Raw genomic sequence first — 13209 nt, 5'->3', positions numbered from 1 at the left:
CTTTGTTTCGAGAGTGTGTATAATTATGCGCCGAAAGTAGGGTGAAGAAAAGTACGCTACTTGGCGAGTAGCCTTAACAAGAGGAGTAAAAGAATATCCCTTAGTTGTAGAGACGGAGCGTGCTCCGTCTCATCCTCTCAAAATGGTATTTTAAGTTACTATCAGGCGATGGGAGACGGAGCACGCTCCGTCTCTACATACATCATGTAGAATTTACTTCGGATAACGTGATGATTTCGGGAATACGAGGCCATTTCGTTTCTATTGCCATGTCTATACATCAGAAATAAGAACGAAGATTTAAAGAGAATCAAGGTTGAAACACAAACAAAGCCTAATGTTTGCTTGTGTTATGTTATTTTTTACTACATTTGCAGCATGAAATGACGCTACTCGCCAAGTAGCATGAGTATTGAAGGGATGCAAATTTTCAGTAATTCCTTTTTGTTTTCATATAAGTATTTATTTATCAGGGTATTACAATGATATCTTGATAAGGCTCTGAATTATCTTCCTCAATGAATATCATGACAAGTAATAGCTCTGATAGAGCTATGGTGCATATACGCAATCGCCGTAGTCAGGAGGCTGTACGCTGGTACGTACTGACGCTTCCTACCGCCATAGGGGGACGTGATAATATCTATTCGTCAAAAGGATTAGATGCCGAGCTTTCCCGTCGTAAACGTTGTGGGGAACCCTTGTTCGAGTACTTTGCCCCCTCGTATGTCGAGGCTCGCAAGGTGGGAGGCAAGATGGTCAATACGAGGAAGCCTCTTTTATACAACTATGTGTTTATCCATGCTTCGGAGAATGAGATTTTCCGTTTGAAACGTATCATGCCTTTGTATAATCTTCTTCCTCGGGTATCCGTGGGCGAACACTCTTATTTCCCTTACCTGTCAGATCATGAGATGGAGACCTTACGCTGGATGGCTGAATCTTATTCCAATGAGCTTCCGGTGTACGTACCGGATAGCGGTCGCTTGCTGAAAGGTGACCGTGTACGTATCACCTCGGGTTCTTTCATGGGGATGGAAGCTGAGGTGGTGGTGCAACCGGGTGGAGGTCATAAGGATGTCATGGTACGTATCCTTGACTGTATGTGGGTTCCTCTATTTGAGGTAAGGCAAGGCGAGTATGAGCTGATCGAGTTGAATACGAAAGGCAAGCACGTTTATACCCATTTGGATAACGAGCGTTTATCGGAAGGTATGCACAAGGCGTTGGGGCATTATTATCTCTCGGGCAAATTGGAAAAGGAAGACGAACTTCTGGTTCGTGAGGTGCTGAAGGGCTATGCTTCCCTTCGTGTGGAGACCGACGTGATGCGTTGCAAGGTTTACTCATTACTCCTTCCGGCCTATAAGCTGTTGGATCAGGAAGAGGAGTTTGAACGCTTGCATTCCACCCTACGCAATATGCTTCCATTGGTTAAGGCTGTGAATTCTCGTGCCTTACTGCTCGTCACGCTTTACGGCTGCACGAATAGCAACCTGTATTACCGTATGGCGCATGAGCTGGTAGATCCCTGGAGGGATGACCCTTCGCCTAAGAGAAGCAAGGCCTTGTTGATACAGCGTTTACACGATTACGATATTTGGCTAAAACATTAAATAGTAGACTGTCATGAGAAAGGAAAGCGAAACTCCCTCCGGTATCCGTTTGATGCTATTGCTGAAAGGGCATTTGAGAGAGATCATGGATCGTGAGTGTGCGAATCAGACCTCGATCCATTTATATTGTACGGGATCTTATTGGGTCGCGTTCGAACGTTCCGCTTATCAATTGCGTCGTGCCTTTCCGGATAGTGAGATCACGCCGATGCGCCTGTACGCTTATCCTTTTCCGGTTGTCATGGTTTCCGTAACGGATCGTTCCCTTCGTTTGTATGAACGAAAACATATAGCTAAGCAGAACGGGGCAGATTACAAGTTATTGACTGTACCTGAACTCTCCGCTCCCGCCTACCAAGCGTGGCATACGAGGGAGGTGAAGGGACTCCCTGCGTTAAACTAATCGGAAAACTCGTTCACGACATTAAAACAGGGACAGGATTTCGACGGGTCCAAGTCTTGATGTCCCACGATTAGGGCTTTGGGGAATCGCTGATGCAATTCACGAAGCAAACCCTGTAGGGCTTCTCGTTGGGCTTCCGTTCGGGTATCCATGGGAGTCTTTCCATCGTTGGCGAGTCCTCCGATATAGCAAACCCCGATACTGTACCGATTGTGGTTCTTACAGTGAGCACCCACTTGTTCAAGGGGCCTACCGGTCTCGATCGTACCATCGGTCGGGATAACGAAGTGATATCCGCAGCCATTCCAGCCGAGAGAGCGATGCAGACGGTCGATGTCCATCATCCGTAAAGTGCTGCCCTGCCTATTGGCAGAGCAATGCACGATAATCAGCGTGATGGTTCTCATCCGATCCAACCGCTAGCGGCTCCACCGGCAGCACCGGTGATGACCAGTTCGACAATACGGATGATGTAGAGCAAGACGCTCTTCCAATTTGTTTTTTTCATACTTGTAGTCTTTAAATAAATGAATAAAATAAGCTTCATGGTTTGAGAGCCGTATTTCTCAATGGTAGGATTTAGATCTCATCGGGAGATTCTGAGTCTCCTTTCTTCAACGCAGCCAAGTCCACCGTGTCTTTATTCTCCTTTACCGCCTTCAGCGAGGCGGCTTGGACCGCACGGCTGGTTACCAGGTGGAACTCCGCTTTGGAACGTAGGTTCTCGAAGTCAACTCCCGGGGTGAATAGGAGATTTACCGCTTTGATGTTGTCGCTGGTGAACTCCTTGAGTGTAGCGGCCGGCTCGCAGGTGAGGGAGATGCTAAAGATTCCCAGTTCGCCGAATTGTACCTTGTAGCCGTTCAGCAATTGTTCCACCAGACATGAGCAGGTGTCGCTTACCACTCCTTTTACCGTGCCGCGTGTGAAAACACCGTTGTGATCTGAGATGTGCTTCACGAAATCATCGAAACTCATCACTTTCGTCACTTGGTTCTTGGCATACGCCTGTTCCTTTGCTGTCTCATCCAGTGGACTTTTCCACATGTAAGTTGAATAATTAATCATACTTCTTTTTTTTAAAAGATTAAACTTATTGTTGACAATGCGAAAGTACAACCCCCGGATAGCGAAATCAAATCCGTTGATAACCGTTGACAAACTGTTTACTTTTCATTGACAAACGATTCATATATACCTTATGTCTGATATAACGATTACCATACACGGCGGCAACAACCAGATACTCCCCAACGCCACGGAAGCCATCCAGAACTTCTATGTGGGAGAATATTGCGGGGAGACCTCCCAAGAAGAGGGGGACGGTAGATCCGGTCTCATGCCTGAAACGATCCGTTTTCGTGCCTATATAAATAAAGAAGAGGATCTGGAACGCTATCTTGCGCAGATCGTCGAGTGCCGGACGGTTACCGAGTTGGCCCAAGTCATTCTGGTCATGCAAGAGAACGAGCCGAAAATAACCCCCGAGGAGATGGTCAAAGAGCGTTTCATCCGCCTCTTTCTACCCATCACCCCCCGAATCACGAAGGGTAAAAGCGTCAGCAACATCCGTGCCCGTATCAACGATGCGTGGAGCAGTCGTCTCAGACACCGTTCAACTGGCCGTTTTTGAGAAGATATACTGCATATGCCCGAGGATATATACTGCGTTAGGCAATTGATATATACTTCACAGGGCAATTCATATATACCTCGTTTTCCAAGGGAAACGAAAAGTGATAACCTTACTGAAAAAATTACGATATGACAGAAAACCATGAGCGGGCGGAACAAGCACGTTTCGTCTTCCATATCTACGGTTGCAATGTGCAGATCCTGCCCAATGCAACCCATGCGATCCAAATCATCCACCAAGGTGATGGTACGATCTTGCGGACGGAAAGCTGTATTACGCCCGCCACTTCGGGACGCCATGAGTCACAGGCACCGCCGTTGGGAAAAGTTAGGGCATTGAATATAAAACAAACAAAATACAAATGATGGATTTTCATAAGGGCAGATGGCGATTGGCCTTAGGCCGTCTGGTGAATTTGCGGTATATCAACCGTTGGATCATTTTTAGTGCGGACCTTTTCGTCTCGCTCTCCGTGTCGTTGCTGGGCGTACTAGGAATGTTTTCCATTCTGCATATACGTATAGGAGAGTCTGATGTGCTGAAAGTAGGCCTCTCCTCATTTGTGGGCAGTATCGTTTCGTTCTTGCTGTTCAAAGCATATCATGGGGTTATTCGCCATTCTACGCTGCGTGGCTTGTGGCGGATCGGTGGTGCTGCGATCGGCAAGTCGCTCTTGATGTTCCTGCTGCTTTGGCTGTTGAAAGCCCGTTTCAGCCCTTCTATCTATTGGTTGGGTGGAATCATGGACAGTACGTTGACGATCGTGATGTTGGTCACGTTGCGTGTCTTCGTGATCAATGTCTATAACAGTGTCCTCCTGCAACTCGGCAAGAAACGCAAGCGGGTACTGGTCTTTGGCACGGAGGAGGAGAGCGTGATGATCGCCACATCGGCGAACCGTCAGGTATTCATGCAGAATTATAGCATCATGGGCTTCCTTTCCTTTGGCAATTCCAAGAAAAGCATCCGGATCGCGGAGTTACCGGTCTACCAGATCGAGAACGTGGAGGATCTGTATCGCTTGATCCCTCGCAACAGCTTGGATGGCGTTCTCTTCCCCAATATAAAGGTTGCCCATCAGGAGCGTGACCGTTTGATCCGTTATTGCGAGCAGGCCTCCTTGAAGACGTTGGTAGTCCCGGAGATGGAGGAGCTACGTGGAGGTGAGGCGAAGCGTTCCGTTCGAGAGATCCGTATCGAGGATTTGCTAGGTCGTGAGGAGATCCATATCAATCTGGATGAGATCGGCAATCTGTTGGAAGGGAAGACCGTGCTTGTCACGGGAGCCGCCGGCAGTATCGGTAGCGAGATCTGTCGCCAGCTGGCTCATTTCCCGATTAAGAAGTTGGTTTGCTTCGACTCCGCTGAGACTCCGATGCATAATCTTCGTTTGGAATTGGAAGAGAAATACAAGGAACTGAACTTTGTTCCGGTGATCGGCGATGTTCGCAGCCCGGACCGTGTGGATTATGTGTTCCGCAACTGGCACCCCCAAGTGGTGTTCCATGCGGCGGCCTACAAGCATGTCCCCTTGATGGAAGAGAACCCCTGCGAGGCGATCCGAACAAACGTGTTCGGTACTCGTGTGATGGCGGATGCCGCTGTAAGCTATGGCGTGGAGAAATTTGTGATGATCAGTACGGATAAGGCGGTGAACCCCACGAACATCATGGGATGTAGCAAACGCTTGGCCGAGATCTACGTACAGAGTCTGAGCCTTGCGATTGAGCGAGGAGAGGTGAAAGGCGAGACGCGTTTCATTACGACTCGCTTTGGAAACGTATTGGGTAGCAACGGTTCGGTTATCCCCCGTTTCCGTGAACAAATCGCTCAAGGAGGTCCAGTGACGGTCACCCATCCCGATATTATCCGTTACTTTATGACCATCCCGGAGGCTTGCCGTCTGGTATTAGAGGCCGGTACAATGGGCAAGGGCGGTGAGATCTTTATCTTCGATATGGGAGAGCCGGTGAAGATTGCGGATTTGGCGAAGCGCATGATTGAACTGTCCGGGTTGCAGGTAGACAAGGATATCGAGATTAAGTATACTGGTCTCCGCCCCGGCGAGAAACTATATGAGGAGCTATTGAACAACAAGGAGAATACGAAAGAGACTCCTCACGAGAAGATTCGGGTGGCAGCTGTACGCAAGTACGATTATAAGAACGTAGTAGAACATATCAATGTATTAACTGAATTGTCCCTCCGTGTTCAGATATTCTCGATGGTGAGGGAGATGAAAGCCTTCGTGCCTGAGTTCAAGAGCCAGAACTCTCGGTTTGAGGAGTTGGATTGAGGAAGGAAAAATGACTGCTTACGAGAATTTAGAGCAGATTGAGCATGTCAGAGCGAAGAAAATCTGAAGTGAATAAATATATAAATAGTTAATAATAAGCAGAAAAGTAGAAGAATGATTTGTCCTTTTCAAAATAGTGAGTACTTTTGTTCCATATAATATGGAGGTAATGTTATGGCACAGTTGATTTTGGAAGTTGAGGACAATGCGCAGCTTCTTGATTTGAAGAGAGCTGTGGAGATGTTTCGTGGGGTGATAAGCGTGACAGTGAAAAAAGAAACCGCTTCGATCCCTAACAAAAAAACGATAGAAGCTATCAAGGAGGCCAAGCGAGGAAACTTCGCTGGAGAATTGGACGTTTCATCGAAAGAGACCTTGAAATCTTCTATCATGGCGTTATGAAACGCATTGTATTTACTAAAAAGGCTAAAAAGGACATAAAGCGTCTACAAGGCGATTCAAAAAAGATAGACCTTTTGACTGATTTGCTATTTAAACTCGCAAATAACGAGGTGCTTGATTCTACTTATCATGTCCACGAATTAAAAGGTGAATATGCGGGATGCCTTGAATGCCACATACAGGGAGATTTCCTTCTTGTGTGGATTGATGATGACGCAATAAAAATAATCAGGGTAGGAAGCCATTCGGAACTTGCATCAACCGCTATGACAGTTGCTTGGATGACATAGAGGGGAAGGTTTATACGCAGGATATTTTCAGGAGGGATTAAATAGATGGGGCTCTCAAGTGCTTGCGGGAACAACGTATTGCAAGGGTGTCCAAATTGAGACTCTCCGGATTTAATCCCCGATAAGATCTCATTGGCCGGTGGCCAATGGCTAAAATCAGGATTTATTTTTAACAGAACGCAGTTCAGGGCACGGTAAAGAGTCCTTTCAAAGGAGTGTACCCTAATTTGAGTGTTTGCTGTTATATAACAGTTCTGATAGTTGTATTATGTATAGTATTTATAATTAATTTTGTCACAGATAATCTGTGACGACATAACAATGGCAACATTTAAGGAAATAGAGGCATACTATCGAAGTTTGGATGACGCTTATAAGAGTGGACAAGAATCTAATCGTTTCAATACGGATCGTTCCCATAACGCTACGATTTTTCGTTTTATGCTTGATAAATCAGAACATATCTACATGTTTTGTGGGGAATTGTCGGTTTTGCGACATAGTTTTGCCAAATATGTAAAAGAAGATTGTGGACCAGCTGATGGCGAAAAAGTTATGCGATGCATGTATGATAGTCTCGCTTGTTTTTTGTCGGATGAGAAAAAGACACTCCATATTATTTTGGAGAACGATATATCATCAGATCATAAAGGTCATTTTGTAGACGATCTTGTTACAAAAGAATTGTTTATGAAAGCTTTGAAAAAGGGGCAAATCGAACTCAATGCATTAGGGGACAATTTGACTTCAAAAGAAGGCTTGTCTCATTTTACTTATACAGATACGCAAATTGTCCGGATAGAGCAAGATAAAGTAGAACATTCAGCCATTTGTACAATGAACGATGCTCGCTATTATCACCAGATAAAAACAATCTATAGCAATTTAAGCCGATTTGCAGTTCCTGTACAATTGGTATGATATAAAGATGGAATCGATTTTTTTAGGAGATAGCCAAACCTTTTTAGGAACGATCGCGACCCTTACAATCCTATGTGTTTTTTCAGAACAGGATAGTAGTAATTTTATTGTTTCGGTTTTGAAAGGGATCCGAGAGCGGATTGAAAAACAGATTAGGCAGTTAAAAGAGAATACAAGCATGGAGTTGCCGGATTCAATACAATTGCTACAGTATTTTCTTGGTAATGCGAATGTGGAAAGTGAACTGAATAACAAGGGAGTTCAAATCTTGCGTGAAATCTCCGTTAAGGAAAATGAATTGAAAGCGCAATACACGATGAACGTGGAGTTCAAGAAGGATGAACTTTTTGAGCAGATAAAAAAGTCGGAGGAGCAATTCTTGGCTCCGTTGTATTCCTTCCTTTTTTGTCTTGTAATCTTTGTGTTTGATGAATTATTGCGTGTCCATTTTGTCGGTAAAGAGTGGCTCGTTTCCGGAATGGCACTGTTCACGTTTTATTCTTATTTGTTTTGGTTGATTATCTGGATAAAGTTTTTTGTAATACATCGAGCTGGGTATAAAAAGCGAGAAAAAACATTCATTCCAGAGCGGCTGATGAAGAGATGGAATGAGATCTCCTTACTGGTGAGGCATTGGGGATGTAGTAAAAGTTTCACCTTACGGTTGGCCTGTTTTTTGCTATTCTTTGTAGTATGCTTTCTATTGGCGGCTCATTGCAATTCTAAAATTTCGATGTTTATTCTGGTTGTCGGTCTGTCTATCCCGGTTCTTATCAAGGGATATTCGAGGGTAAATTGCTTTTTTGATGAAGAGGATTATTCCCATTTGTTTTTGGTAGGGCATTTTGTCGCTATATTTATTTTGTCATTTCTTTTGGCGATTGTGATTCATTTATTTGTGGATTACGATCATTCTTTTAAATCCTTATTGATTCCTTATGAGAATTTTTTATGGATGAAATATTCCGTATTATGTTTTGCGTTGCTTAACGGTATTGTGTTTCCATTCCTTTTCCCATTCTTATGCTACAATTCTTTGTATATACATGCGAAGAAGACAGCAAGGATGACCAAGAGGGAGCAGGATGAATTTGTTAATAGTTTAACACCCCGACTGAAAGATTTTTGTGAAAGCATCCTATCTTCAAAATCTGCAGGAAGTAAAGAGGAAGAAATAAGCGTTTTTGAAAGGCATTATCAAGAATATACGGATTTGAAAGGTGTTAAAATTGTGGATTTTTGTCGGAAGAAAGGCATTGATGTGGTGGCTTTTAGAGAATATCGCAGGAAACGTTTAAATGATTAGTGAAATTTAAGAGCCAAAAAGTATTTTATATCTAAACCACATACACCTTCGCTGCGAAAAAACATAGGAAACACGCATGGCGGCGAATAATTAGGACGATTTTATTTTCAGCATCCGGTGGAGTCGTTGCCCCAAGGCGTGTCCGTTCAGTCTTTTTTGTAAAAGGAATAAGGTTTCTTTTGGGATCTTTCCAAAGTGCTATACATTGGCCGGTAAACGACCATTATAGCGTAAGGTACTATTCTGTATATCTTCGCCTCCGCATCAAGACATAATTTGTAATGGAGACGAAAGAATATTTTGAGAAAGTGATGCAAGACTACAATCAGCATCGTAATGGTCGCAGTTTGCGAAAATACTGCAAGGAAGAAGGAATTGACTATGATTGGCCCATTGAGTATAAAAAGAATTATCCACTGCGCAAGGAAGAAGCTTTTTCTGAAGCTTCCGGATTCATTTCTCTCTCTTTGGATGCAAAGATAATTCCTTCCGTATGGCAAGTTTCCCATTTGGTTTTGTCTGGTCCAAATGGGGACTTGGTTGAGATAAAGAGCAATAACTTGCTGGTAGCCCAGAGTTGCTTCGTAAAATGTCCGTAAGCAGTCAAAAAGTGGCTATTAATAGAAAGGAATATCTTCGCCGGGAACAAATTTTTATAATCAAGTATAGCAGTGAAGATCTTGAAAGGTTTTACTTTCAGTACTAGACGGAGGCCTTGCCTCGTGGGGAATCCCTCCAATCGTTTTGTGTTAAGAACAAGTTCCTTATAATATTTTCAGAAATGGTATCAAGGATACTCGGAAAAAAGTAGTTACAGTTCAGATTGATGGTGCTCCTGGGATTAGCCATTCGGAAAAACAAAGAGTAGTGATCAACCTCAGCCATACCAAAAAGCGGTAATGACGCTCCAGTTCGTATATGGATTGACATCCGTGTCTGCAATGGCTTACATTTATCCCAAAAGAATTTAAGCTACTAGGATTTAGTTCGTATGGTAGATAAATTGGAGGGTTTATGCTGAGTGTTACCTCAAGAGATAAAAGATCCATCCAAGAAAGAGCGTGATTTATCCAATCGTCCCGATGGGTATAAAACGATGGGAGTGTCCGGAGAAGCGATAGAGCATCCATCAGATTTGACAAAGATTCCCGGTCGTATTCTAAAAACACATTACGTAACTGGCTTAAGAAAGGCAAAAAATATCTGGATGATCTGGTTTGTGTATTGAAGTCTATAGCCTTGGAAAAGGATTCGATAGTGAACTGCGATGAGACCTGGTGCAAGGTGCATAAATATGATTATTATAAGAAGTGTTATATCTGGGTGCAACAGTAAAGCTTCATGGCGGTTCTATCTGGAACTTCATCGGAACACGGGTGCAGGGATTATGTTAATATGGTTCCTGGCAAAATCACTTTGGCTACTGGCCAATGTTAAATTCAAAACTAATTAATTAACAAAACTCGGTTTAGGGCACAGAAAAGTGCCCTTTCAAAAGAGTATGCCCTAAATAGAGTGCTTACTAATAGAAAAATAGAATGAAAGCTTGTTTTATGGGGTTGGGCTATATTGGCCTGCCCACTGCAATTATTGCCGCTAAACACGGAATTCAGATTATTGGAGTTGATATTAATCCTAAGGTTGTAGAAATGACTAATCAAGGAAAGTTACATATCATTGAGCCGGGCATGGAGGAGATGCTCCAAGAAGTTGTGGCCTCTGGTCAGTTGAAGGCTTCTACTACTCCGGAAGTGAGTGATGCCTATTTCATGGTTGTGCCTACTCCTTTCAAGGGAAATCATGAACCCGATGTTTCTTATGTGGAGGCTGCTACACGTGCCGTGATTCCTTTGTTGAAAGAGGGGGATTTATATGTTATAGAATCTACATCACCAGTGGGAACTACAGATAAGATGGCGGAGCTGATTTTTGAGTTGCGTCCGGAGTTAAGAGATAAAATCTATATAGCTTATTGTCCGGAACGTGTATTACCGGGAAATGTCATTTATGAACTGGTCCATAACGATCGTGTCATTGGTGGGATCAACCCTGAGTCGACGGAGAAAGCGATCGGGTTTTATAGCCAGTTTGTCAAAGGAACCCTGCACAAGACAAATGCTAAAACGGCGGAAATGTGTAAGCTGACTGAGAATTCTTCTCGTGATGTGCAGATAGCCTTTGCTAATGAGCTTTCTCTGATTTGTGATAAGGCGGGAATCAATGTCTGGGAGTTGATAAGTTTGGCGAACAAACATCCTCGTGTGAATATCCTTCAACCTGGATGCGGTGTGGGAGGCCATTGTATTGCAGTAGATCCTTATTTCATCACGGCAGAATTCCCTATGGAATCCAAGATAATATCTACTGCTCGAGAAATCAATAATTATAAAGCATTCTGGTGTGCTGAAAAAGTACAAAATGCTATGCTTAAATTTGAGTTGGAACATCATCGCAAACCCTCTGTTGCCATGATGGGATTGGCTTTCAAACCTGATATTGATGATTTGCGTGAAGCGCCTGCTAAATATATCACTACGAAAGTGATGCAAAGTTGTAACAATGCGGATATATTGGTTGTAGAGCCTAATGTGCAAACACATAATGTATTTAAACTTACAGATTATAAAGAGGCTTATGAGAAAGCGGACATAGTCGTTTTTCTGGTTGCCCATTCGGTATTTAAAACTTTGCCTTATAATGACCGGAAGGTAATTCTTGACTTTTGCGGAATCTATAAAAATGATTAATCGTTGTAGCATGAAGAAAGTAATGTTGGTTTTCGGGACTCGTCCCGAAGCTATAAAAATGGCTCCTTTAGTAAAGGAATTTCAGAAATATCCCCAAGAGTTCAAAACAATCGTATGTGTCACTGGGCAGCATCGTGAGATGCTTGATCAGGTATTGCGTATATTTGAAATCACTCCGGATTATGATTTGAACATAATGAAACAGGGGCAGGATTTATACGACGTGACAGCCCGTGTTTTGACGGGTATGCGTGATGTGTTGAAGGATGCGCAACCGGATGTTGTTTTGGTTCATGGTGATACAACTACATCTACCGCTTCGGCTTTGGCTGCTTTCTATCAACAGATTCCTGTAGGCCATGTAGAAGCAGGGCTTCGTACTCATGATATTTATAGTCCTTGGCCAGAAGAGATGAATAGGTTGATAACAGGTCGTATTGCCACTTACCATTTTTCTCCAACGCCGTTAAGCAAGCAGAATCTGTTGAATGAAGGAGTAAAAGCCACTTCTATTATCGTAACTGGTAATACGGTGATAGATGCGCTCTACATGGTTATAGATAAGATAAAGAAAGATGAGAAACTTGATGGAGAGTTGGAAGGAATTTTGCGTACTTCCGGTTATGATGTTAATCGTTTGCAGGGGGGAAAGAAATTGGTTTTGATAACAGGACATCGGCGTGAGAATTTCGGTGACGGATTTATTTCTATGTGTAAGGCTATTCAGACTCTTACAAAGCGATATCCGGATGTTGACTTTGTTTATCCGATGCATCTAAATCCCAATGTTCGTAAACCTATTCATGAAGTGTTTGGCGAAGATTTGTCCAATTTGGGGAATATGTTTTTCATTGAGCCTTTGGAATATCTTTCTTTTGTTTATTTAATGGAGAAATCGACTATTGTCTTGACTGATAGTGGTGGCATTCAAGAAGAGGCTCCAGGACTTGGTAAGCCTGTACTTGTGATGCGTGATACAACAGAACGTCCGGAAGCTTTAGAAGCTGGTACGGTGAAATTGGTAGGAACAGATTATGATAAGATTGTAAATGAGGTTTCTGCTTTGTTGGGTGATAAAGTGCGTTATGAGGAAATGAGTAAGGCTGTGAATCCTTATGGGGATGGAATGGCATGCGGAAGAATAATATCTTTCTTATAAAGTTCAGTATGCGGAAGAGATAATTTGTCAGAGGAACTTCCTGCATACGAAGGAAGTCCAGAGTCGTATGCACAGTCTTGTAAATGTCCCCACTTCGGAGGAGTACTCTCCCCCGAAGTGTACTGATGGATAAGGTTGGCAATTAGCTGAAGAACTTTGGGAATCAGACGCCTCCTTGCAGGTGAGCAGAATGGCTCGTTGTTCTTTGGAAGTAACCGGATGGCGAATGTGTTTGCTTCCTATTATACATTAATATCCATTTGTCGTGCTAACGGCATAGTCGTCCTTTAATATTTGAAGAATTTTTCCGTGAAGTGATTAAAGGTTGTAAAGATTATGAGAACTTGCTGCCGATAATCATTGAGATTGCTGTTGATAAACGTTAAAAACAAATCCAGCTTTTGAATTTTTTAAGAGGAATGTTTCCCAATGG

At 43.2% G+C, this 13209-nt stretch carries 14 protein-coding genes and 2 pseudogenes; 14 read left to right on the top strand and 2 right to left on the bottom strand.

What is annotated here, in order from left to right; all coding sequences use genetic code 11:
• Positions 1-518 precede the first annotated feature (518 nt).
• Both DWX33_RS10745 and DWX33_RS10740 read left to right on the top strand, forming a co-directional pair.
• Positions 519-1616 (top strand): transcriptional regulator, encoded by a 1098-nt coding sequence (locus DWX33_RS10745; protein WP_122380382.1) that lies wholly within the window; start codon positions 519-521, stop codon positions 1614-1616.
• Positions 1617-1629: 13 nt separating this feature from the next.
• The gene (locus DWX33_RS10740; protein WP_048927193.1) at positions 1630-2019 is read left to right on the top strand and encodes a hypothetical protein; all 390 of its coding nucleotides are present in this window, start codon (positions 1630-1632) and stop codon (positions 2017-2019) included.
• Here the strand turns inward: DWX33_RS10740 and DWX33_RS10735 are convergent.
• Positions 2016-2426, bottom strand: coding sequence for an N-acetylmuramoyl-L-alanine amidase (locus tag DWX33_RS10735; RefSeq protein ID WP_122380381.1), 411 nt, complete (start codon positions 2424-2426; stop codon positions 2016-2018). The genes DWX33_RS10740 and DWX33_RS10735 overlap by 4 nt on opposite strands.
• Positions 2427-2598: 172 nt before the next feature.
• Positions 2599-3087 (bottom strand): DNA-binding protein, encoded by a 489-nt coding sequence (locus tag DWX33_RS10730; RefSeq protein WP_122380380.1) that lies wholly within the window; start codon positions 3085-3087, stop codon positions 2599-2601.
• A gap of 133 nt (positions 3088-3220) precedes the next feature.
• Here DWX33_RS10730 and DWX33_RS10725 point away from each other — a divergent pair, with 133 nt between their 5' ends.
• From DWX33_RS10725 to wecB, 12 genes and pseudogenes are all read left to right on the top strand, one after another.
• Positions 3221-3652, top strand: a complete 432-nt coding sequence (locus tag DWX33_RS10725; RefSeq protein ID WP_009276205.1) for a hypothetical protein — start codon at positions 3221-3223, stop codon at positions 3650-3652.
• Between the two features lie 131 nt (positions 3653-3783).
• Entirely contained in the window at positions 3784-4020 is a 237-nt protein-coding gene (locus tag DWX33_RS10720; RefSeq protein WP_057326175.1) for a hypothetical protein, read from the top strand.
• Positions 4017-5951: a nucleoside-diphosphate sugar epimerase/dehydratase gene (locus DWX33_RS10715; RefSeq protein WP_122380379.1), complete on the top strand. Its 1935-nt coding sequence runs from the start codon at positions 4017-4019 to the stop codon at positions 5949-5951. The genes DWX33_RS10720 and DWX33_RS10715 overlap by 4 nt, the downstream gene beginning before the upstream one ends.
• Positions 5952-6125: 174 nt before the next feature.
• Entirely contained in the window at positions 6126-6353 is a 228-nt protein-coding gene (locus tag DWX33_RS10710) for a hypothetical protein (protein ID WP_122380378.1), read from the top strand.
• Positions 6350-6643, top strand: a complete 294-nt coding sequence (locus DWX33_RS10705) for a type II toxin-antitoxin system YafQ family toxin (protein WP_122380377.1) — start codon at positions 6350-6352, stop codon at positions 6641-6643. Before DWX33_RS10710 ends, DWX33_RS10705 begins: the two co-directional genes overlap by 4 nt.
• A 321-nt stretch (positions 6644-6964) precedes the next feature.
• Positions 6965-7564: a hypothetical protein gene (locus DWX33_RS10700; protein WP_122380376.1), complete on the top strand. Its 600-nt coding sequence runs from the start codon at positions 6965-6967 to the stop codon at positions 7562-7564.
• Positions 7565-7571: 7 nt separating this feature from the next.
• A complete protein-coding gene (locus DWX33_RS10695; protein ID WP_147425510.1) occupies positions 7572-8870 on the top strand; it encodes a hypothetical protein in 1299 nt (432 codons plus the stop codon).
• A gap of 281 nt (positions 8871-9151) precedes the next feature.
• On the top strand, positions 9152-9469 hold the full coding sequence (locus DWX33_RS22380; protein ID WP_158595302.1) for a hypothetical protein: 318 nt from the start codon (positions 9152-9154) through the stop codon (positions 9467-9469).
• Positions 9470-9585: 116 nt separating this feature from the next.
• Positions 9586-9849, top strand: a pseudogene (locus tag DWX33_RS22855) (hypothetical protein).
• Between the two features lie 51 nt (positions 9850-9900).
• Positions 9901-10196: pseudogene (locus DWX33_RS22850) on the top strand (hypothetical protein); the annotation flags it as partial.
• A gap of 212 nt (positions 10197-10408) precedes the next feature.
• A complete protein-coding gene (gene wecC, locus DWX33_RS10675; RefSeq protein ID WP_122380374.1) occupies positions 10409-11617 on the top strand; it encodes a UDP-N-acetyl-D-mannosamine dehydrogenase in 1209 nt (402 codons plus the stop codon).
• Positions 11618-11627: 10 nt separating this feature from the next.
• The gene (gene wecB / locus DWX33_RS10670; protein ID WP_122380373.1) at positions 11628-12776 is read left to right on the top strand and encodes a non-hydrolyzing UDP-N-acetylglucosamine 2-epimerase; all 1149 of its coding nucleotides are present in this window, start codon (positions 11628-11630) and stop codon (positions 12774-12776) included.
• The last annotated feature ends 433 nt before the right edge of the window (positions 12777-13209 follow it).

The sequence above is a fragment of the Parabacteroides sp. AF19-14 genome (assembly GCF_003635485.1).
Classification (GTDB): Bacteria; Bacteroidota; Bacteroidia; order Bacteroidales; family Tannerellaceae; genus Parabacteroides; species Parabacteroides distasonis.
This window is presented reverse-complemented; position numbering and strand designations above follow the sequence as displayed.